The 20,619-nt window shown below is 72.1% G+C and carries 23 protein-coding genes; 10 read left to right on the forward strand and 13 right to left on the reverse strand.

Annotation, left to right across the window (positions count from 1 at the left end; translation table 11 throughout):
- From atpD to AB0C21_RS12800, 4 genes are all read left to right on the forward strand, one after another.
- A complete protein-coding gene (atpD, locus tag AB0C21_RS12785; RefSeq protein WP_500204167.1) occupies positions 1-1,431 on the forward strand; it encodes a F0F1 ATP synthase subunit beta in 1,431 nt (476 codons plus the stop codon).
- A 78-nt stretch (positions 1,432-1,509) separates the two neighbouring features.
- Positions 1,510-1,896, forward strand: coding sequence for a F0F1 ATP synthase subunit epsilon (locus AB0C21_RS12790; protein WP_149259399.1), 387 nt, complete (start codon positions 1,510-1,512; stop codon positions 1,894-1,896).
- 23 nt (positions 1,897-1,919) lie between these two features.
- On the forward strand, positions 1,920-2,384 hold the full coding sequence (locus AB0C21_RS12795) for a DUF2550 domain-containing protein (protein ID WP_353817338.1): 465 nt from the start codon (positions 1,920-1,922) through the stop codon (positions 2,382-2,384).
- Positions 2,385-2,514: 130 nt separating this feature from the next.
- Positions 2,515-4,041: a M28 family peptidase gene (locus AB0C21_RS12800; protein ID WP_500204168.1), complete on the forward strand. Its 1,527-nt coding sequence runs from the start codon at positions 2,515-2,517 to the stop codon at positions 4,039-4,041.
- Here AB0C21_RS12800 and AB0C21_RS12805 read toward each other — a convergent pair.
- On the reverse strand, positions 4,038-4,970 hold the full coding sequence (locus AB0C21_RS12805) for a DUF4097 family beta strand repeat-containing protein (protein ID WP_500204169.1): 933 nt from the start codon (positions 4,968-4,970) through the stop codon (positions 4,038-4,040). The genes AB0C21_RS12800 and AB0C21_RS12805 overlap by 4 nt on opposite strands.
- Before the next feature lie 117 nt (positions 4,971-5,087).
- Entirely contained in the window at positions 5,088-5,702 is a 615-nt protein-coding gene (locus AB0C21_RS12810) for a cob(I)yrinic acid a,c-diamide adenosyltransferase (protein WP_500204170.1), read from the reverse strand.
- Between the two features lie 71 nt (positions 5,703-5,773).
- On the opposite strand from AB0C21_RS12810, the gene AB0C21_RS12815 reads away from it, so the two are divergent.
- The gene (locus AB0C21_RS12815; RefSeq protein WP_500204171.1) at positions 5,774-7,366 is read left to right on the forward strand and encodes a GMC family oxidoreductase; all 1,593 of its coding nucleotides are present in this window, start codon (positions 5,774-5,776) and stop codon (positions 7,364-7,366) included.
- Positions 7,367-7,738: 372 nt separating this feature from the next.
- On the opposite strand, the gene AB0C21_RS12820 is transcribed toward AB0C21_RS12815, so the two are convergent.
- Entirely contained in the window at positions 7,739-8,551 is an 813-nt protein-coding gene (locus AB0C21_RS12820; RefSeq protein ID WP_500204172.1) for an SDR family NAD(P)-dependent oxidoreductase, read from the reverse strand.
- 132 nt (positions 8,552-8,683) lie between these two features.
- Between AB0C21_RS12820 and AB0C21_RS12825 the strand changes: the two genes are divergently transcribed.
- The 3 genes from AB0C21_RS12825 to AB0C21_RS12835 all read left to right on the forward strand — a co-directional run bounded on the left by AB0C21_RS12825 (position 8,684) and on the right by AB0C21_RS12835 (position 11,010).
- Entirely contained in the window at positions 8,684-9,370 is a 687-nt protein-coding gene (locus tag AB0C21_RS12825; protein ID WP_500204173.1) for a winged helix-turn-helix transcriptional regulator, read from the forward strand.
- Between the two features lie 90 nt (positions 9,371-9,460).
- Positions 9,461-10,540: a DUF6745 domain-containing protein gene (locus AB0C21_RS12830; RefSeq protein WP_500204174.1), complete on the forward strand. Its 1,080-nt coding sequence runs from the start codon at positions 9,461-9,463 to the stop codon at positions 10,538-10,540.
- Between the two features lie 11 nt (positions 10,541-10,551).
- Positions 10,552-11,010, forward strand: coding sequence for a DUF8820 family protein (locus AB0C21_RS12835; RefSeq protein WP_500204175.1), 459 nt, complete (start codon positions 10,552-10,554; stop codon positions 11,008-11,010).
- A gap of 7 nt (positions 11,011-11,017) precedes the next feature.
- On the opposite strand, the gene AB0C21_RS12840 is transcribed toward AB0C21_RS12835, so the two are convergent.
- From AB0C21_RS12840 to AB0C21_RS12855, 4 genes are all read right to left on the reverse strand, one after another.
- Positions 11,018-11,494 (reverse strand): GNAT family N-acetyltransferase, encoded by a 477-nt coding sequence (locus tag AB0C21_RS12840; RefSeq protein WP_500204176.1) that lies wholly within the window; start codon positions 11,492-11,494, stop codon positions 11,018-11,020.
- Positions 11,495-11,547: 53 nt separating this feature from the next.
- A complete protein-coding gene (locus AB0C21_RS12845) occupies positions 11,548-13,047 on the reverse strand; it encodes an aldehyde dehydrogenase family protein (RefSeq protein ID WP_500204177.1) in 1,500 nt (499 codons plus the stop codon).
- 65 nt (positions 13,048-13,112) lie between these two features.
- Positions 13,113-14,471, reverse strand: a complete 1,359-nt coding sequence (locus tag AB0C21_RS12850) for a carotenoid oxygenase family protein (RefSeq protein ID WP_500204178.1) — start codon at positions 14,469-14,471, stop codon at positions 13,113-13,115.
- Positions 14,472-14,507: 36 nt separating this feature from the next.
- Positions 14,508-15,125, reverse strand: a complete 618-nt coding sequence (locus AB0C21_RS12855; RefSeq protein WP_500204179.1) for a hypothetical protein — start codon at positions 15,123-15,125, stop codon at positions 14,508-14,510.
- Positions 15,126-15,218: 93 nt separating this feature from the next.
- Between AB0C21_RS12855 and AB0C21_RS12860 the strand changes: the two genes are divergently transcribed.
- On the forward strand, positions 15,219-15,800 hold the full coding sequence (locus tag AB0C21_RS12860; protein WP_500204180.1) for a PadR family transcriptional regulator: 582 nt from the start codon (positions 15,219-15,221) through the stop codon (positions 15,798-15,800).
- Positions 15,801-15,810: 10 nt separating this feature from the next.
- Here the strand turns inward: AB0C21_RS12860 and AB0C21_RS12865 are convergent, their stop codons facing one another.
- Positions 15,811-15,960: a hypothetical protein gene (locus AB0C21_RS12865; RefSeq protein WP_500204181.1), complete on the reverse strand. Its 150-nt coding sequence runs from the start codon at positions 15,958-15,960 to the stop codon at positions 15,811-15,813.
- A gap of 82 nt (positions 15,961-16,042) precedes the next feature.
- Positions 16,043-16,864, reverse strand: coding sequence for an SDR family oxidoreductase (locus tag AB0C21_RS12870; protein WP_500204182.1), 822 nt, complete (start codon positions 16,862-16,864; stop codon positions 16,043-16,045).
- Between the two features lie 82 nt (positions 16,865-16,946).
- Between AB0C21_RS12870 and AB0C21_RS12875 the strand changes: the two genes are divergently transcribed.
- Positions 16,947-17,585 (forward strand): TetR/AcrR family transcriptional regulator, encoded by a 639-nt coding sequence (locus tag AB0C21_RS12875; protein WP_500204183.1) that lies wholly within the window; start codon positions 16,947-16,949, stop codon positions 17,583-17,585.
- On the opposite strand, the gene AB0C21_RS12880 is transcribed toward AB0C21_RS12875, so the two are convergent.
- From AB0C21_RS12880 to AB0C21_RS12895, 4 genes are all read right to left on the reverse strand, one after another.
- Positions 17,582-18,403 (reverse strand): site-2 protease family protein, encoded by an 822-nt coding sequence (locus AB0C21_RS12880; protein ID WP_500204184.1) that lies wholly within the window; start codon positions 18,401-18,403, stop codon positions 17,582-17,584. The two genes, AB0C21_RS12875 and AB0C21_RS12880, sit on opposite strands and share 4 nt — an antisense overlap.
- A gap of 52 nt (positions 18,404-18,455) precedes the next feature.
- Positions 18,456-19,064 carry a TetR/AcrR family transcriptional regulator gene (locus AB0C21_RS12885; RefSeq protein ID WP_353817361.1) on the reverse strand — a complete coding sequence of 203 codons (609 nt, stop codon included), beginning with the start codon at positions 19,062-19,064 and terminating at the stop codon, positions 18,456-18,458.
- Positions 19,065-19,095: 31 nt separating this feature from the next.
- The gene (locus AB0C21_RS12890; protein WP_500204185.1) at positions 19,096-19,503 is read right to left on the reverse strand and encodes a DUF3224 domain-containing protein; all 408 of its coding nucleotides are present in this window, start codon (positions 19,501-19,503) and stop codon (positions 19,096-19,098) included.
- A gap of 77 nt (positions 19,504-19,580) precedes the next feature.
- A complete protein-coding gene (locus tag AB0C21_RS12895; RefSeq protein ID WP_500204186.1) occupies positions 19,581-20,528 on the reverse strand; it encodes a quinone oxidoreductase family protein in 948 nt (315 codons plus the stop codon).
- Positions 20,529-20,619 lie beyond the last annotated feature (91 nt).

Raw genomic sequence — 20,619 nt, forward strand, 5'->3', positions numbered from 1 at the left:
ATGACTGCTCAGGTAGAGACGGCGACCGCGACCGGGCGCGTCGCCCGGGTCATCGGCCCGGTCGTCGACGTGGAGTTCCCCGCCGACGCCATCCCGGACATTTACAACGCCCTCAACGCGCAGGTCACCCTGGGCGACGAGACCAAGACCCTGACGTTCGAGGTCGCCCAGCACCTCGGCGACAACATGGTCAGGGCCATCTCGATGCAGCCGACGGACGGCCTCGTCCGCGGCGCTCCGGTGACCGACTCGGGCAAGTCGATCGCGGTGCCGGTCGGCGACATCACCAAGGGCCACGTGTGGAACGCCCTCGGCGACGCGCTGGACGTCCCGACCGCCTCGCTGGAGATCAACGAGCGGTGGGGCATCCACCGCCGCGCTCCGGCATTCGACCAGCTCGAGTCGAAGACGGAGATGCTGGAGACCGGCATCAAGGTCATCGACCTGCTGTGCCCGTACGTCAAGGGCGGCAAGATCGGCCTGTTCGGCGGCGCGGGTGTGGGCAAGACGGTCCTCATCCAGGAGATGATCCGCCGTGTCGCCCGCAACTTCGGCGGCACCTCGGTGTTCGCCGGCGTCGGCGAGCGCACCCGTGAGGGCAACGACCTCTGGGTGGAGATGGCCGAGGCGGACGTCCTCAAGGACACCGCGATGGTGTTCGGCCAGATGGACGAGCCGCCGGGCACCCGGCTGCGGGTGGCGCTGTCCGCGCTGACGATGGCGGAGTACTTCCGCGACGTCCAGAACCAGGACGTGCTGCTGTTCATCGACAACATCTTCCGGTTCACGCAGGCCGGTTCGGAGGTCTCCACGCTGCTCGGGCGCATGCCCTCCGCGGTGGGGTACCAGCCGACGCTGGCCGACGAGATGGGCGTGCTCCAGGAGCGGATCACCTCGACGCGCGGTAACTCGATCACCTCGATGCAGGCGATCTACGTGCCCGCCGACGACATCACCGACCCGGCGCCGCACACCACGTTCGCGCACCTGGACGCCACCACGACGCTGTCGCGGAGCATCTCCGAGAAGGGGATCTTCCCGGCGGTGGACCCGCTCGACTCCACCTCGCGGATCATGGACCCGCAGATCCTGGGGAACGAGCACTACGAGGTCGCCCAGGAAGTGATCCGGATCCTGCAGAAGTACAAGGAGCTGCAGGACATCATCGCGATCCTCGGTATCGACGAGCTCTCCGAGGAGGACAAGGTCACCGTCCAGCGGGCGCGGCGCATCGAGCGCTTCCTGTCGCACCCGATGTACGTGGCCGAGCAGTTCACCGGCCAGCCCGGTGAGACGGTGCCGAAGGACGAGACGATCGCCTCGTTCAAGGCGCTCGCCGAGGGCAAGTACGACCACCTCCCCGAGCAGGCGTTCTTCATGTGCGGCGGCATCGAGGATGTCGAGAAGAAGGCCAAGGAGCTGGAGAAGTAGTCCGCTCCGGCGGGCCGCCCACGGGCCTCGCGCCCGGGGCGGCCCGCCGGAACCGCTCCAGTAGTCGGAGGGAATGACGTGGCAACCCTGAAGGTCGGGCTGGTCTCGCCGGAGCGCGAGATCTGGTCCGGCGAGGCCAAGATGGTGGTCGCGCAGACCATCGAGGGCTCGCTCGGCATCCTGCCGGGGCACGCCCCGGTGCTGGGCGTCCTCCTCGACGGCAGCGTGGTGAAGATCGAGCCCGCGGACGGCGGTGCGCCGGTTCTCGCTGCGGTCAGCAGCGGGTTCTTCTCCGTCGCCGCCAACGAGGTCTCGGTGCTGGCCGAGCAGGTCGAGCGGGACGAAGAGATCGACGTGGACGACGCCAAGCGGGCGCTGGACGCGGCGCTGGCCGCCGAGGGCGAGGACGCGACGCCGGAGCGGCGGGCCAGGGCGCGGCTGCGCGCGGCGGGCGTCGAGGCCTAGGTTTCGGGCGGACGGCGGGGGATTTGGGCGAGCACCTGGCACTGGACGTCGGCGGGGTGCTCGCCGCGCTCGTCCTGGTGGCGGCGCTGCTGTTCGTCTCCATGGCGGTGCGCCGCTGGCTCTTCACGCGCGGCGGCGGCACCGTGGAGTGCAGCCTGCGCGAACTGCCCCAGGAGGGCGGAGCCCCCGGAGTGTGGAGGCTCGGCATCGGCCGCTACAAGGGCGATGTCCTGCACTGGCACCGCGTGTTCGGTTTCCGCAGACGGCCCCGGCAGGTGATCCACCGCCGGGGCCTCGTCGTGTCCAACCGGCGCGTCCCCGATCCGGAGGAGGCCGAGGGCCTGCTGCCGGACGTGAGCGTCATCGAGGTCAGGAACGGCGACCAGGCGGTCGAGCTGGCGATGGGCGCGGCGGCGCTGACCGGCTTCCTGGCGTGGCTGGAGGCGGCCCCGCCCGGCTTCCCGGTGGACCTGCACTCCCCGGAGTGAGCGGTACGGGTCCGCAACGAGCGGTCCGGACGGCGTTTCTGGCATGAACCGGTAAGACCCCGGTATCGAAATGATCTTCCTGTGCCGCCGCTGCCCGGGGCCGCCGGGACGCGGGGCGAGGATCGTGCACGTGCGCAAGCTCCTCATCGGCCGCAGGCTCTTCGTGGGGACGGCCGTGGCGCTGCCCGCCGTCCTCCTGCCCGCCGCCCTGCCCATGGCCGGGGCCGCGCCGGCCCGTCCGCACCTCGCCGCGCTGGTCACGGTGAAGGACATCCGGCGGCACCTGGCCGCGCTCCAGGAGATCGCCGACTACAACGGCGGCAACCGCGCGGCGGGGCGGGCCGGCTACACGATGTCGGTGCGCTACGTCACCGGACGCCTGAGGAAGGCCGGGCTCGTGCCGCTGGTGCAGAAGTTCGCCTTCCCGTACTGGCGGGAGCGGTCGCATGCGGTGTTCGCGCGGACGGCGCCGTCCAAGGCGTCCTACAAGCGGGAGACCGACTTCGTCACGCTGGCGTTCTCCGGCTCCGGGGACGTGACGGCGCCGGTGACGGCGGTGGACATCCCCGCCAAGGGCGAGGGGACGAGCGGCTGCCAGGCCGGCGACTTCAGGGGCTTCAAGCGGGGCTCGATCGCGCTCATCCAGCGGGGGACCTGCTCGTTCGCGGTCAAGGCGACGAAGGCGAGGGCGGCCGGCGCGTCCGCCGTCGTGATCTTCAACAAGCCGGGGGAGAAGGGGCCGTTGCACGGCACGCTGTCCAAGCCGTACGCGTTCCCGGTCATCGGGCCGTCCCACAAGGTGGGCGCGGACCTGGTGAAGGCCGCCCGGAAGGGCGGGCTCAGGCTGCGGGTGAAGACCGACACCGCGCACGGGAAGCGGTCGTCGGAGAACGTCATCGCGGAGACCCGGGTCGGGCGGGCCGACAACGTCGTGGTCGTCGGCGCCCACCTGGACAGCGTCCCGGCGGGTCCGGGGATCAACGACAACGGCACCGGCGCGGCCACCCTGCTCGCCATCGCCGGGCAGATCGGCAAGCTCGGCAGGAGCGGGCTGCGCAACCGGGTGCGGTTCGCCTGGTGGGGCGCCGAGGAGGAGGGGCTGCAGGGCTCCGAGCACTACGTGCGCTCCCTGTCCGCGACCCAGCGCCGGCGGATCGCCCTGAACCTGAACTTCGACATGCTCGGTTCGCCGAACGGCAGGCGGGGCGTCTACGACGGCGACCACTCGACCGGCACCGGCACGCGGGCGCCCGCCGGTTCCGGGGCGATCGAGCGGATGTTCCACCGGTACTTCAAGAGCCGCCACCTGCCGGTGGCCGAGAGCCGGTTCGACGGGCGGTCCGACTACGGCCCGTTCATCGAGCGGGGCATCCCGGCGGGCGGGATCGACACCGGCGCGGAGGGGTTGAAGACCGCCGCCGAGGCCAAGACGTTCGGCGGCAGGGCGGGCAAGGCGTACGACCCGTGCTACCACGCCAGGTGCGACCGCCTGAAGAACGTCGACTTGAAGCTGCTCGACGGCAACGCCGACGGTGTCGCGTACGTCCTGGAGCACCTGGCGCGGTCGACGGCCGCGGTGAACGGGGGCACCGGACTCGACCGGGTCCGGGTCCCGCCCTACGAGCCGCTGCGGCAGGGCCCTTACCTGCTCCGCTAGTTCGGCGTCACCGTGATCGAGCCGTCCCGGGTGGCGAGCCTGATGCGCCGCGCGGACTCCGAGTCCTGGTGGACGCCCGGGTCGATCCGCTTGTCGCCGTCGGCGGACAGGTCGAGGGCGTAGGCCTCCCCGGCCGGGAGGCGCAGCCGGATCGCGCCGCTGCCGGAGACGGCCTGGACGTTCGCGGGCGGCGCGTCCAGCCGCATCGTGACGGCGCCGTCGCGGGTCCGGGCGGTGATCCGGTCGGCGGCGAGCCCGTCCAGGGTGATCGAGCCGCTGCCGGTGCCGAGGTCGGCGGCGGTGGCGCGCCCGCTCACCGCGATCCGCCCGTCGGAGGTGCGAACCTTCAGCCGGTCGGTGGTGAGCCGCCTGGCGGTGATCGAGCCGCTGCCGCTGTGCAGGTCGGCGGTGGCGGCGCGGCCCGTCACGTGCAGCGAGCCGTCGCCGGAGCCGATCGACACCGCCGACGCGCGCAGGTCCGTGGCCCTGACCGAGCCGCTGCCGGTGCGCAGCCGCACCGTTCCGGCGAGCCCGGACGCCTCGATCGTCCCGTCCCGGTTCTCGATCTCCACGGCGGTGGCGCGCGGGACGCGGACGCGGTAGGAGACCCCGCACGTGCCCCACCCGATCGCGTTCGTGCCGCAGGAGGACGACAGCGCCAGCGTGGTGCCCTCGGCGGTGTGCCGGGCCTTAGGCCTGTTCTTGTCGTTGCTCCAGCGGAGCCGCTCGGTGACCCGGATGCCGGGGGAGTCGGACGCGGTGACCTCGACCCGCCCCCCGTTCGTGGTGATCTTCAGGCCGGTGGTGCCCGCGGGGGCGGCGTAGGAGCGGTCCTCCTGGTGCCGGCCGACGCTCAGGTTGCCGCAGCCGGCCAGCACCGCCGCCGTCACCGCCGCCGTCGCGGCGGCCGTGGCTGTCAGGGTCCTCACGTGCTCTCTCCCCGCTGTCGGCGTGCGCCCGTACGGCCCAGCCTGCTCCAGCGGCCGCGGGCCCCGCCAGGAGGGGAGCCGGTCAACCGGGGGTGGGGTTAGCCCCACCCCGCCGCCTCAGCGCTCCCCGCCGGGCTTCCACAGGACGTCGCCGTGCTCGGCGTTGGCGACGCGGCAGAGGATGAACAGCAGGTCCGACAGCCGGTTGAGGTACTTGGCCGTCAGCGGGTTCACGCCGCCCTCGGCCCCGGCGTCGGCGCTGCCGTGGGCCTCGATCGCCGCCCAGGCGGACCGTTCGGCGCGGCGGGTCACCGTCCGCGCGACGTGCAGGAGCGCGGCGCCGGGCGTCCCGCCGGGGAGGATGAAGCTGCGCAGCGCCGGAAGCTCGGCGTTGTGCTCGTCGCAGGCCTCCTCCAGCCGCTCGATGTAGGACGGCTCGATGCGCAGCGGCGGGTACTCCGGGTCGGGGACGACGGGGGCGCACAGGTCGGCGCCCACGTCGAACAGGTCGTTCTGGACGCGGGTCAGCAGCGCGGCGAGGGGCTCGGGCAGGGCGCCGAGCGCGAGCGCCGTGCCGATCGCGGCGTTGGCCTCCTCCACGTCGGCGTACGCGGCGAGGCGCGGGTCGGTCTTGGACGTGCGGGACGCGTCGCCGAGCGCGGTGGTGCCGTCGTCCCCGGTGCGGGTGTAGATCCGGGAGAGGACGACGGGATTGTCCCTGTTCTTCGCCATGAGCAGCAGCCTAGCCCTGCCGCAGGCAGAAGCCCGTTCGGTAGGGTTTCGGAAAGACCTCGGAGGCCGCCGTGTACGACTACATCATCGTGGGAGCGGGCAGCGCGGGCTGCGTCCTCGCCGCCCGACTGACCGAGGACCCCTCCGTGAAGGTCCTCCTCCTGGAGGCGGGTCCGCCCGACGACGCCCCCGAGATCCACATCCCGGCCGCCGTGGCCGCGCTGATCAAGGGGCCGTACGACTGGGACTACGCGACCGTCCCGCAGGAGCACGCGGCGGGGCGCAGCGTGTACTGGCCGCGCGGGCGCACGCTCGGCGGCAGCTCGTCCACCAACGCGATGATCTACATCCGCGGGGCGCGCCACGACTACGACACCTGGCGCGACTCCCACGGCTGCGAAGGCTGGGGCTACGAGGACCTGCTGCCCTACTTCCGCCGGGCCGAGGACCAGCAGCGCGGCGAGCTGCCCTACCACGGCGTCGGCGGCCCGCTGCGCGTCGAGGACCTGCGCTACAAGCACCCCCTGACCCGGGCCTGGGTGCAGTCGGCCAAGGCGTACGGCCTCGCCGCGAACAACGACTTCAACGGCGCCGACCAGGACGGCGTCGGCTTCTACCAGGTCACCCACAAGCGCGGGCGCCGCTGGTCGACCGCCGCCGGCTACCTGCACCCGATCGAGTACCGCCCGAACCTGACGGTCGTCACCGACGCCCTCGCCACCCGCGTCGTGATCGAGGACGGCCGCGCCACCGGCGTCCGCTACGAGGCGCGCGGCGAGACGATGTCGGCCCGCGCCGAGGCCGAGGTGATCCTGTCCGGCGGCGCGGTGAACAGCCCGCAGCTCCTCATGCTCTCGGGCGTCGGCCCCGCCGACCACCTGCGCTCCCTCGGCATCGACGTCCTGGTCGACTCCCCGGTGGGGCAGCGCCTCCAGGACCACCCCTTCGTGAACGTCATGTTCGCAACCCCCCGCACCAAGCCCCTCTGGGAGCTGGCGAACGCCCGATCCTTCGCCCTCTACCAGGCCCTGGCGCGCGGCCCCTACGCCTCGAACGTCGCCGAGGCCGGCGGGTTCACCCGCACGGTGGAGGGACTGCCCGCCCCCGACCTGCAGTACCACGTGCTGCCGACGCCCTTCGTCAACCAGGGCCTCACCGAGTCGTCCGAGCGCCTGCTGTCGGTCATGGTCACCGCGGTGGCGATCGCGAGCCGCGGCGAGCTCACCCTGCGCTCGGCCAGCCCGCACGCCAAGCCGCTGATCGATCCCGCCTACCTCGCCGACAAGGCCGACCTGGACATCCTCGTCGCCGGCGTCCGGCAGGCCCGCGAGATCGCCGCGACCGGGCCGCTGGCGTCGCTGATCGGCGGCGAGTGGGCCCCCGGCGAGCAGGTCGACTCCGACGAGGCCATCGCCGACTTCGTCCGCCGCGAGGCCGCGACGCTGTTCCACCCGACCAGCACGTGCGCGATGGGCGGCGACGACTCCGTCTGCGACACCGAGCTGCGAGTCCGCGGCGTCGAGGGCCTCCGCGTGGTGGACGCCTCCGTCATGCCGACCGTCCCGCGCGGCAACACCAACGCCCCGACGATCGCGATAGCCGAGCGCGCCGCCGACCTGATCCGGGGCCGCACGCCCCTGACCCCCGCCGGCGCCCCGAAATGAGGAACGCCCCCGCCGGAGACGACGGGGGCGTTGCCGCGTGGGCACAGGCTGCGGGGCTCACCGCTTGAGCGCCTTCGCGATGCGGGCGCGCCGGCTGTTCTTCGCCTCCGTCCGCAGCATGCGTACCCGGTCCTCGATGACGACCTTCATGAACTCCTGGCTGAACATCCGCTTCTCCTTGTTCTCGCCGGGCCCTCTTGGCCCGACATGTACAAGGTTCGCCCTAAGGCCCCACCCCCTACATCGGGACGAAGCCCTATCTAGGCATGCCTAGGACGCCTTAGACCGCTCCGTCCCGCCGGTGGGATCTGAGGCGAGCGCGGATGGGGTACGACGCCTCCCTGCGGACCGCGCGCGCCTGGAGACCGGGGCTCAGTCCACCAGCGCGCCGCCGGACAGGTTGGCGACCGTGCCGGTGATGGCTCCGGCCCGGTCCGAGGCCAGGAACGCGGCCGTCTCCGCGATCTCGGAGAGCGTGGGCAGCCTCTTCAGGAGCGTCCCCTGCACCATCCCCCCGCTTTCGAGGAAGTCCTGGACCGACTGCCCGGCCGCTGCCGCGGACCGTTCGAAGAGGTCCGCGGTGTAGGAACCCGCGGCGGGCCCGTCGACCACGGCGTGCGGGCGGATGGCGACCACCCGGACGCCGGCGGGTGCCAGCTCCGCGGCCAGGAGCCGCGAGAACGCCTCCTTGCCGGCCGAGCTCACCCCGTGCCCCAAGATGCCGGGCACGGCGAGTCTGGCGCCCGGCTCGGACAGGGTCAGGACCACGCCCGGACGCCCGCGGCCCATGTGCCGCGCCACGGCCTTGCTCGTGATGAACAGGGTCCGCAGAAAGCCGTCGATCGGCCGCATGAACTCCTCCAGCGAGAGATCCGCCAGCGGAGTCCCCTGGTCGTGCATGACGCTCACGGCGTTGAGGGCGACATCGATGCCGCCGGCCGCCGCCGCGACCGCGTCGGCGTGCTTGTCGACCGCCTGGGGGTCGAGGACGTCGACCTGTGCGGTCTCGACCGTTCCGCCCGCGGCGGCGATGTCGCGCGCCACCGCGTCGAGCCTCGCCTGCGTCCGGCCTGCGATGAAGACCTTCGCGCCCTCCCGGGCGAACACCCGTGCGACGGCGCCGCCGATGGCGCCCCCGCCCCCGTAGATCACGGCGTTCTTGTTCTCGAGCAGCAGTCCGCCCATGCGTCCTCCAGGTGATCGGTTCTCGTGCCCAACGGTAGACACAGTCGCTTGTTAAAAACAACTAGCAATAGTTGTAAAGAACAACTAGACCTTGTGCTAGTTTCGGGCGCGAAGGACGAGGAGAGGGAGGCCATGCCGACCAGCCGTAGCTATCGGGACTCCTGCGGCATCGCCCGGGCCCTCGACGTCGTCGGGGAGCGATGGGCTCTCCTGGTCGTCCGCGAGCTGCTCCTGGCGCCGCAGCGCTTCTCGGAGCTGCGGCATGCGCTGCCCCACGTCAGCACCAACGTGCTCGCGGACCGGCTCCGAGAACTCGAGCACAACGGGGTGATCCGCCGCGCGCCGGCAGCGGCGGAAGGCCCGCGGGTCTACGAACTGTCCGAGAGGGGCCGGCAGCTGGAGCCCGTCCTGATGGCTCTGAGCGATTGGGGTGTCTCCGTCCCGGAACCCCCCGCGCCGTCCTCGCTCAGCGCCACCTCCGTGCTGATCTTCCTGCGCCGCGCCGCGCGCCCCGACCCCGCGGCGCCCCCGACGACGTGCCGTCTCGAACTCGGCGGCCGGGTCTGGACGATCCGGCTGGCGTCCGGACGGGTTCAGGTGGAGCCCGGCGAACCCGCGAAGGCGGACGTCTCGCTCCGTACCGACCCCAAGACGCTCGGCGCCCTGCTGACCGACCCGGACGCGCTCGCGACCGCGTGCGCCGACGGCAGCGCCGCCGTCGTGGGAGATCTGCCGGCCATCGGCCGGCTGCTGCACGCGGTCGCCGACCCGTGGCCTTCCGGCGGTCAGCCGAGTCCTCGCCCGGACGGACGGCGCTAAAGAGCCCGACCGGAAGAGGTGGACGGAGGGGAGCCGGTATGCGAGGATCCGAGCCATGATCAATGAAAGGGGCGGCGCCGCCCTCATCCGGTGAGCGTCGAGGCGCAGCGGGAAGCTGCCGCCGTCCGCGCGGAGTGGCTCGGGCATCTGCTCTCCACCGCGCCCGCCGACCGTCCGGCCGCCGAGGCCGCAATCTCCGAGCTCTACCTGCTGATCGGGCTCGATCCACCCCGCTTCCACTGGGTGCCGTCGCCGCTGGCGGCCCTGGAGACCGTACCGCCCGGCGTCCGGCCGCGCCCGTACGAGGCCGCGAACCGCCTGTCCGAATGGCCGCTTCCGACGCGTTTCCGCCGGTTGATCGGTGGATTGTCGGTGCAGCTGGACACCCGGGTCATGCAGCGCTCGCGGACGCTGGACCCGATGATCCGGCAACTGGTCCGGATGCCGGTCGCGGACTCCGTCCGGAGCACGGTGCGCCTGGCGCTCTGGTCGGAGTACGAGAGGTTCGAGCGGAGCGACTCCTGGCACGCGGCCCTGTCCCCGTCCTGGAGCGCCCACTACGACGCGGTTCGCCGGATGTCCGGCGTGGTCTTCACGCCCGAGGAGGATCGTCTGCTCGGCCTGTGGGCGACGCAGGCCCGGGCCTGCGGCTGGTGGTTGCCGCGCGAGGACGTCTGCGTGGTGTCCGAGCGGCCCGTGGAACTCCACACCGAGGTCTGGGGAGACGAGGCGCAGGTGCGCCTGCACCGTCCGGACGGCCCCGCGCTCCGGTACGCCGACGGGTGGGACGCGCACGCCTGGCACGGCACGAAGGTGCCGGCCTGGGCGGTGGAGGACCCGAGCGTCGAGCGGATCGAGCGGGAGGCCAACGTCGAGGTCCGGCGGTGCGCGATCGAGCGCATCGGCTGGGGCGACTACATCGACCGGGCCGGGCTGCGGCTCGTGGCCGCCGCCCCGGACCCCGGCAACCCCGGCTCGGAGCTGCGCCTCTACGACCTGCGCGAGCAGACCAGGGTGCTGCTCGCCGTCAACGGCTCCGTCGAGCGCGACGGGCACCGCCGCCGGTACGGGCTGGCGGTCCCGGGCGTCTTCACCGACCCGGTCGCCGCCGCCGGATGGACCTACGGGCTGTCCGCCGAGCAGTACTCCCGACTCGTCCGCCGAACCTGAAGGTGACTCTCATGACCGTGCACCATGCTCCGCCCGTGACCCTCGCGTCCCTCTCCCGGCGGACCGGGCTCGCCGTGCTCGACCATCTCGAACGGTCGGTCCGCATCCCCGTCGTCGACGGCATCCAGGCCCAGGGCGATCTGATCGTCATTCCCATGTCCGAGATCTCGGATCTGTCGTTCTGGCAGCACGGCACGTGGACGGACGTGCCGCCAGAGGGCGTCGAGCTGCTGCGGGGCGCGGCGGGCGGCAACCCGCACACCCTCGTCGCCGACCCCGGCACCTGCCGCTGGACGACGAACGTGTCCGAGCCCGGCGGCCTTGTCATCGGCGTCTTCGAGGCGTCCGCCCCCGTCTACCTGCTGCACCCGGAGCACGGCGCGTCCGGCTGCACGCCGGGCCGCTACGCCGTCCGCCGCCAGCGCGAGTACGCCCCCGGCGGCTGGGGCTCCCGCCTCGTCGCCGACTAGCGACGGGTCAGACCTCGATGAAGCCCAGGCGGTCGTAGAGGCGGCGGGCGCGGCGGTTGCGGCGGGTCACGGCCAGGGTGAGGGTGTCGTGGCCCTCCGCGGCCAGGGCGTGCATGACGGCCTGGACGAGACCCTGGCCCAGGCCGCGGCCCGCGTGGGCCGGGGCGGTGAACAGGAAGGCGAGCAGGGGGAGGTCGCGGTAGAGGGTGACGAGGGCGGCGCCCACAGGGCGGCCCTCGTGGTCGGCCACGAACGACCCGTCCGGGAGGAACGTGCCGTACTCGCCGGCCATGGTGAGGTGGATCTCGCGGACGGCGCCCTGGACGTCCCCCACGTCGGCCTCGTCGGGGGTGCCGCGGTAGGCGTCCCACATCAGGGCGGCCAAGGCGGGGACGTCGCCGTCGGTGAACGGCCGGAAACCGGGCGGGGGAGGAGGCGCCGCGCCCAGGCGCACCTCAAGGCGGCTCCGCACGGGGGCGTTCATGGTGTCGAGTGTAGGCGGGGCACCCGCCGGAGACCGGCGGGGGCGTTCCCCGGTCAGCGCTTGTAGCGGCGGCCGTGGATCATGTTGATCATGCCGAGGACGCGCGCCATCTCCTTCTCGCTGCGGGCGAAGGTGGTGAGGTTCATGGTCGCGAACCGCTGTCGGGTGATGGCCTTCGGGCGGGCGAACTCGCGCAGGCCGTCGGCGCCGTGGATGCGGCCGAAGCCGGACTCGCCGACGCCGCCGAACGGCAGGGCCGCGACCTGGGCGAACGCGGCGAACGCGTTGATGGACGTCATGCCCGACCGCATCCGGCGGGCGACGTCCATGGCGCGCGACTTGTCGCCGGAGAAGATCGTCCCGGCGAGGCCGTAGCTGGTCCTGTTGGCCTTCTCGACCGCCTCGTCCATGTCCTTCACGCGGTGGACGGTGATGGTGGGGCCGAACGTCTCCTCGCACACTGCGGACGAGTCGTCCGGGACGTCGGTCAGCACGACCGGCTCCACGTAGGGCTTGCGGACGGACTCGGCGCCGCCGACGACCGCCTTGCCGCCCTTGTCGATGGCGTCCTTGATGTGGCGTTCGATGATGTCGAGCTGCGAGGGCATCGTGATGGGGCCGTAGGCGGCCTCGCGGTCGAAGCCGGGACGCAGGTCGCGGGCCTTCTCGGTCAGCTTGCCGAGGAACTTGTCGTAGGCCTCGTCCACGACGTAGATCCGCTCGACGCCGATGCAGGTCTGGCCCGCGTTCGACATGGCGCCCCACAGCGCGGCGTCGGCGGCGGCGTCGAGGTTCGCGTCGGCGTCGACGATGCAGGCGTCCTTTCCGCCGCACTCGGCGACGAGCGGGGTGAGGTTCTCGGCGCACGCCGCCATGACGCGCTTGGCGGTGCGGGTCGAGCCGGTGAAGGCGATCTTGTCGACGTGCGGGGACGAGGCGAGCGCCGCGCCCGTCTCGCCGAGCCCGGTGACCGTCTGCAGGACGGGGTGCTCGGGGATCACCGCGGCGAACAGCTCGGCGAGGAACACGCCGACGCCGGGGGTGTACTCGGACGGCTTGAACACCACGGCGTTGCCGGCGGCGAGCGCGTAGGCGATCGAGCCCATCGGGGTGAAGATCGGGTAGTTCCACGGGCCGATGACGCCGACGACGCCGAGCGCCTGGTACTCCAGGACGCAGCGCTGGTTGACGGCCATGAGCCCGGGGTAGACGTTGCGCGGCCCGAGGACCTTCCGCGCGTTGCGCGCCGCCCAGTCCAGGTGCGTGATCGCCATGATCGTCTCAAGCTGGGCGTCCTGGACCGGCTTGCCGGTCTCCTGGTGGATGAGCTCGGCCATCCGGTTCAGGTTGCGGGCGAGCGAGCCCTTGACGTTCAGCAGCCGGAGCCTGCGCTCCTTCCAGCCGAGGGCGCGCCACCAGTCGGCCGCCTCGCGGGCGCGCTCGACCGCCGCCGCCACGGCGGCGGCGTCCTGGACGGGGTGCTCGGCGACGACCTCGCCGGTGGCCGGGTTCAGCGACGCGAACGTCTCGGTGTTCTCCGTGGCCACGGACATGGGGACCTCCCGGGAGGGGCCTGGTAAGTGACTGCTTGCGCGGCGGTACCGGCTAGTAAACCACCCTAGGCGCCGGATCGGGCGTCGGGGATCCAGCTTCCGTGGAATCCGGCCGGGACGCGGCGCGGCAGCCGGACGGTCGCGGTGTGCGAGAGGTCGGCCGCGTCCAGCACCAGCAGGTCGGACGCCGCGTCGCGGGTGACGATCGACAGCAGCCAGCCCTCGTCCTCGGCGCGGGCCCCCTCGGCCGGGACGAAGACCGCCTCGCCGACGTGCGCGTCCTCGCCGAAGTCGTGCACGGACGTCCCCTGCCCGCGCAGGTCGTACTTCACGATCGAGCCGCCGCCGACCGTGTAGAGGTAGCGGTGCTCCCTGCCGGTTCGGGTGTCGTCGTGGGTGGGGAACTCGACGCCGCGGTCGTCGATGGACTCCTCGGCCGCGCGGCCGGTCGCGGGGTCGAGGACCCAGCGGTGCAGGCTCGCGCTCTGCGAGCGCGCCGCCCCGGTGGCGGGGTCGACGGTCCCGCCGATGTCCCCCCACAGGGCGCCGAAGTTCTCGGGACGGTAGCGCGCACCGTCCACCACGACCCGTCCGGCGGCGTCCTCGTGGGCGTTGCCGACATGGAAGACGTAGCAGGGGTCGATCTCGTACCAGGCGACCTCGGCGGTGCCGTCCCGCCGCATCACGCCGAGCCGGGCGCCGTAGGCGTCGTCCCAGACGTACGGCATGCCGGTCGTTCCGGACAGCGCCAGGTCGAGGTCGAACACCACCGGCAGGTCGAGCCAGACCACGTGGTTCTCGGTGATCGCGAAGTCGTGCATCATCGTCGGGCCCGGCACCTCGACCTCGCGGCTCTCGACCAGCGTCCCGTCCGCCGCGAGCCGGTGGAAGGTGAGGTAGGGCTCGAACACCCCGTAGCCGAAGAACAGGAGCTCGCCGGTGGCCGGGTCCTCCTTCGGGTGCGCGGTCATGGCGGTGGTGAGGCGCCCGCCGAAGTCGCACGCGCCGACGGTCTCCAGCTCGGGCGTCACCTCGTAGGGGAACCCGGCCTCCACCAGCGCCCAGATCTTGCCCGCGTGCGGGATCACATGGGTGTTGGCCTGCACCGCGCGGCGGTCGAAGGTGAGGTCGTCGCGGACGAAGGACGTCCCGTGGACGAAGGCCTCGGTCCGGACCCAGCGGTTGCGGTACCACTCGGCGCGGCCGTCCCGCAGCCGCACGCCGTGGATCATCCCGTGGCCGCCGAACCAGTGCCTGCTCGGCTCGCCGGGCTTGGGGTTCGGCCCGTTGCGGAAGTACCGGCCGGTCAGCTCGGGGGGCAGCGCGCCGGTGACCTCCAGGTCGCGGGCGTCGGTCTCGTCGGGGACGGGGGCCAGGGGGCCGTCCAGCCAGGTGGCGGGGCGCTCGGTGGTGTTCTCGCCCATCTCGGTGCTCCTTTCCGAGCCGGTCTTCGGCGGGGGTCAGCGAACGGACGGCTCGGGCTGCGACGTGGCGGGCGCCTCTGTCAACGGTAGTCCGAGCCGGGCCAGATGGCGCCTGCGCGCGTACTCCGGGTACCGCGCGGTGCAGACGGCGGGGACCATGAACCCGGCGACCTTCACCGCGACCAGCAGCGCCGTGGCGTCCGGTGTCCAGTGCTGGACGCAGCCGAGGGCGGCCGCCAGCACGGTGAAGCTCGCCGCCCACACGGCGGTGAGCACGCGGTTGATGCTCCGGAACAGGTCCGTCGCGGCGATCTCGGCGGTGACCTGGCGGCGCGCGATGCCCGCGGTGAAGGGGCGTCCGAGCAGGAGCGTCCCCCAGGCGGTGAGGGCCAGCCAGCCGATCGCGAGCGAGGCGCCGTAGTCCAGCACCGCCGAGCCGGGGACGGTGAACGCGAGCGCGGTGAGGACGGCCATGAACACCGAGGTGGAGGCCTCCAGGATCAGCGAGTCGGCGCGGTGGCCCCGGCGCAGGTCCACTCCGAGCAGGACCAGCGCGGCGACGAGCCCGGCGGTGGCGCCGGCCCGGTCGTCGAAGCCGCTGACCACGGCGAGCAGGATCCAGGGGAGGAAGGTGCGGGCGTAGTACTTCGGCATGCCGGGGGCTCCTGGCTTCACGTTCCAACTTTGACACGTCGAAGATAGACGTTCCAATTTTGACATGTCAACAATGAACGCTAAAGTATCGGCATGAGTTTGCGACACGCCGTGCTCGGGCTCATCGCCGAGATGGACGGCGCCAGCGGCTACGACCTGCTGAAGACGTTCGAGATCTCGCTGGGCAACGTCTGGCCGGCCCGGCAGAGCCAGATCTACGGCGAGCTGGGCAAGCTCTCCGGAGCCGGGCTGATCGAGGTCGCCGAGGAGGGGCCGCGCGGCCGCAAGGCGTACCGGATCACCGAGTCCGGCCGCGCGGAGCTGCGCCACTGGCTGGTGGACGTCCGCTCGAAGGGGAGCCGGAAGGACGAGTCGCTGCTGCGGGTCTTCTTCCTGGGCCTGGTCGAGCCGGAGGAGGCCCGGCGCTACCTGCGGGCGCACGCGGCGGGGCTCGGGAAGTACCTCGACGAGCTGGCCTCACTGGAGAAGGGCATCGACTGGGGCGAGGACGACCTGTCCGTCTACGGCCGCCTGGTCATCGAGTACGGCAAGCGCTACGCCGCGATGCGCCGCGACTGGTTCGAATGGGCCTCCGACGAGATCGAGTCCCTCAACGACCGCGGCCGCCCTCAGAAGCAGCCCGGCACGCGCGAGGACTCCAGCGCGGGCGAGTAGTCGGGCGCGGCTAGGCGATCGAGTCTTCGCCCGTTGATCCGGCCCGCTCGTAGAGCTCCGGCAACCCCGTGAGCGCCGTCTTCTCTCCGGACAGGATCGCTTTCACTCCGCGATCCCGCTCGGGTCCCGGTAGAGCCAACTCCAGCTCCGGATACTCCATCCCGCGAGAGTGCAGACGGGCGCGCCGGCGAGGGCGGGGAGGGCCGCGAGCCGGGTGGCTCGCGGCCCGGTGGCGGGGTGGGTCAGCGGAAGTCGTGAGCGTGGTCGGCGGCCCACTCCTTGAACGTCCGGCCGGGGCGGCCGGTGATGCGCTCGACCTCCCCGGACGGCTCGACCGGGGCCTCGACGGCCTGCGCGCGCAGGCGGAGCAGGATGTCGACCAGGCCCTCGCGCATGTAGGGGCGGCCGAGCATCTCCTCCCGGGCCCGCTCGGGAGAGATCTCCTCGAAGCGCGCCGGAAGCCCGGTCGCCTCGCCGATCAGCTCGACCATCTCCGGATGGGTGATCACCTCGGGGCCGGTCAGCACCGGCTTGGCGCCGACAAGGGCGTCGGTGAGCAGGGCCTGCGCCGCGACGGCCGCGATGTCGCGCTCGTGGATCGGCGTGCTGCGCGCCGCCGCGTACGGCTCGCGGACGGGCTCGCCGGCGCTGATCGCCTCCCGCCACGCCAGCGTGTTGGTGGCGAACTCGCCGGGCCGCGTGAAAGTCCACTCCATCCCGGTGGCCTCGATCGCCCGCTCGATGGCGAGGTGGTGCGAGGCCAGCTCGTTGGACGGGTCGTCGTCCAGCGCGGCGGCGGACGACAGCATCACGACGCGCCGGACGCCGTGGTCGGCGGCGCGGGGGAGCAGGTCGCCGAGGCCGCCCCAGAACGCGGCCGGGTTGAGGAAGAGCGACGTGACGCCGTCCAGCGGCATCTCGTCGGTGCGGGCGACCTGCGCCTCGCTGGGCAGGTTCGCGGTGGCGGGGTCCCGGGACAGGGCGCGGACGGCGGCGCCCGCGGTCAGCAGCTCGCCGACGAGATGGCGTCCGACGTTCCCGGTCGCTCCGGTTACGAGAATCATGCGGCCAGCTTCAACCAGTTGGATGAAGTTGTCAAACAGCCGGATGGTTGAACTGATCAAACATCCGGCTACCATGGGGACCGTGACCGACACGACGAAGCGGCCTGCGCCGAAGCAGTCGAGGCGCGCCCCCGCCCCGGACGAGCGCACGCTCGACGCCGAGCGGTCGCGGCGCCTGCTGCTGGACGCCGCGCTGGACGAGTTCTCCGCCAAGGGCTACGCGGGCGCCCGCGTCCAGGACATCGCCGACCGCGCCGGCGTCAACAAGCAGCTGATCAACTACTACTTCGGCGGCAAGGAGGGGCTGTACCGCGAGCTCCACCGCCGCTGGACGGAGCGGGAGGCCGAGTTCAACGACCCGGCCGTCCCGTTCGACGAGATCGTGGCCCGGTACCTGCGGCACGTCCTGGACGACCCGCGCGGCGCGCGGCTGAACGCCTGGCGCGGCCTCACCGAGGACCTCGACGACATCCCGCCCGGCGAGGGGGAGGACCTCTCCGACATCGAGCGCCGCCAGGCCGCCGGGGAGCTGGCCCCCGACCTGGACCCGGCCGCGATCATGCTCGCCGTCATGGCGATGGTGTCGGCGCCGGTCACCAAGCCCCTCGCCGTCCGCCACGTCTTCGGCATGGACCCGCGCTCACCGGAGTTCCAGGAGCGCTACGCCGAGCAGCTCCGCCGCATCGTCCGCCGCCTGATGACCGGTTCCGCCGACGACTAGTTCTGCCACCACATGAACAGCGAGTGGCCGAGCTGGATCGGGTGGTTGATCCGCTCGTCGAAGACGTCGAAGGGGAACTCGCCGAGGCCGATGGCGTCGGTGATGTGGTAGATGACGTTGAAGAAGCCCTCGTTGATCGGGCCCAGCCACAGCAGCGCGATCAGGACGAGGAAGACGTAGCCGCCGTAGGCGTTGGCCTGGTTCGCCCAGTGGCGCGGCAGGTACGGCTCGATGATCCCGAAGCCGTCCAGGCCGGGGATCGGCAGCAGGTTCAGGATCGCCGCCGTGACCTGGAGGAAGGCCAGGAAGGCCAGCCCCGACCAGAACAGCGCGTGCTCGGCGTCGGCGAAGTTCTTGAAGATCACCGCGAGCATGACGGCGAACAGCGCGTTCGACAGCGGGCCCGCCGCCGAGATCAGGCTGTGCCGCAGCCGGCCCGGGATCACGTGCCGGTCGATCCACACCGCGCCGCCCGGCAGGCCGATGCCGCCCAGGATGATGAACACGACGGGGATGAGGAAGCTCAGCGTGACGTCGGAGTACTTCAGCGGGTTCAGCGTGAGGTAGCCCTTGGCGACGACGCTGCGGTCGCCCGAGCGGTAGGCCATGTACGCGTGCCCGAACTCGTGCAGGGACAGCGACAGCACCCACGCCGCGATCACGAACCCGAACAGCGCGACCCGGCCGTAGGTGTCCAGGATCGTTCCGTAGCGCCAGGCGATCAGGCCGCACAGGATCGTCGCCCCCACGACCGCGAGGAACACCGGGCTCGGCCGGACGGCCGCGTTGCCCCGCATCCCGCGCGCAGTGCCATTCATCGTTCCCGGCCCCTCTCGCCGCGCCGTCTCCGCGGCGTCCCGTCCCAGATCCTCATGCCGAGGCCGTCCGCCCGGACGCCGGCGCCGCGATGACCGGGACGACGTAGGTGCGCAGGAAGCGGCGCAGCCCGTCGGCGTCCCGGTCGCGGTCCATCACGATCAGCGAGGTGATGATGCGGAAGAGGAACTCGACCGTCCCCTCCACCTCGATGTCGGCGCGCAGCGTCCGCTGCCGCTGCGCCTGCTCGAAATAGGGCCGCACGTACTCGCAGCACAGTGCGAGCACGTGCTCGGCCGCCCCCGCCACCGCCGCCTGCATGTGGCCCGCCGCCTCGGGGACGAGGAAGTGCGCGATCGCGGGCTCGTTGCGGACGTAGTCCACCGCGTCCAACGTGCCCTCGACGATCGCCTCCGAGACCGACCGCTCCCGGCGCAGCCGGTCGGCGAGCCGGTCGAGGAACCGGTGCAGGTCGCGCACCACCACGGCGAGGATCAGCTCGTCCCGCCCGCCGGTGACGCTGCGGTACACGGTCGCCCGCGAGAGCCGCGCGGCGGCGGCGATGTCCTCGACCGTGGTCTTGGCGACACCGAAGCGGCCGAAGCACGCTTCGGCCGCGTCGATGATGCGCTCGCGCGTGGCGTCGCCGGTGACCGGGGGCATGAACCGAACATTACCGGCCGGAGATCGGCGCTCAGTCCAGCGTGTACTCCAGCGCCCAGGTGTGCCCGCCGTCCTCCGTGACGGAGATCTGGCCGACACCGCGGATGCCGGCGAGCTCGCCCGTCCCGGAGGTGGGGACGATGAGCCACCGCAGCCACTGGGTGTCGGACGTCCCGTCCTCGCTGCCCGCGCTGTGCTGCAGGACGAACGTCCCCTCGCGGCCGTGCAGGATGCCCTGGACGTGCTCGATCCCCACGTAGGCGACCGGCCCCGCCGGCGACTCAACCGTGATCAGCTCGGTGGAGCTCGTCCCCACGAGATCCCCGTGGAACGTCTTGCCGACGTGGACGCGGGTCAACCGGTTGCCCGCCTGCTCGTCGTAGGGCTTGTCGGCGTCCCATGCTTCGATGTCGAAGCTGCCGCTGGCTTGAAACGTCATGCCCGCCATGATGCCCGTCCCGTCCGACGCCGGGGGAGCCCGCAGGCAAGATCACCGTCCTTCCGCGCCCTTGGGACTCAGGCGATGCGGAGGACGCTCTTGCCGTGCACGGCGCCGTCGGCGAGGCGCTGCACGGCGGTGTCGAGGTCGGCTGCTTCGTACTCGGCGGTGATGTCGATGCTGACCTGGCCGTCGACGACGAGTCGGAGGGCTTGGCGCGCGCTGTCGGCGAGCCGCTCCGGGTGGGTCTGGCTGAGCAGGTTGCTGTTGTAGGTGAGCAGGGACTTGCCGTCCATGAGCAGGTCGTTGGCGGAGACCTGGACGGGCTCGAAGGTGGCGATGTTGCCGTAGACGGCCAGCCGGCCGTGCGGGGCGAGGCGTTCCAGGTTGGCGAGGCGTGCGGGTCCGCCGATGGGGTCGAGGATCACGTCGAACCGCCGGTCGTCCAGGGCGTCGGGGAACTCCTCGCTCACCAGGACCCGGTCGAAGCCGAACCCGGCGGCGTAGCCGGTCTGGCCGGCGTTCCCGACCACGCCGACCGTCGTCCCCGCCCCGGCGGCCTTGGCGAACTGGACGGCCAGGGAGCCCACGCCGCCGGCCGCGGCGTGGATCAGCACGCTCTCGCCGGACCGCACGCGGCCGACGGTGTTGACCAGGTCGTAGGCGGTGGGGGTGACCCAGCCGAACCCGGCGGCGGTCCGCGGGTCGAGGCCGGCGGCCTCGAAGGTGAGCACATCCGGCGCGAGGACCACTTCGGCGTACGCGCCGCCGCTGGTCAGCGCCGTGACCTGCTGCCCTACGCGGCCGGGGTCCACGCCGTCGCCGACCGCGATGACGCGCCCGGCCGCCTCGAAGCCGGGGACGAACGGGCGCGGCAGCGGGAAGTGGCCGCCGCGGACCAGCACGTCGCCGTACTGGATGCCGGCATAGGCGACGGCGATGGCTACCTCGCCGGGACCGGGGACGGGCTCGGGCAGATCGGCGAGGTGGAACTGGTCGTCGGTGTCGAGCACGACGGCTTTCACGATTGCAGCCTCCTGAGCTGAATCAGTAACCTGACACTCGGGAACCTAGCGATTCTCAGCATGCTTAGTCAATACAGCAACCTGTGAAAGT

The organism is Spirillospora sp. NPDC049024 (genome assembly GCF_040649235.1).
Lineage (GTDB): Bacteria > Actinomycetota > Actinomycetes > Streptosporangiales > Streptosporangiaceae > Spirillospora.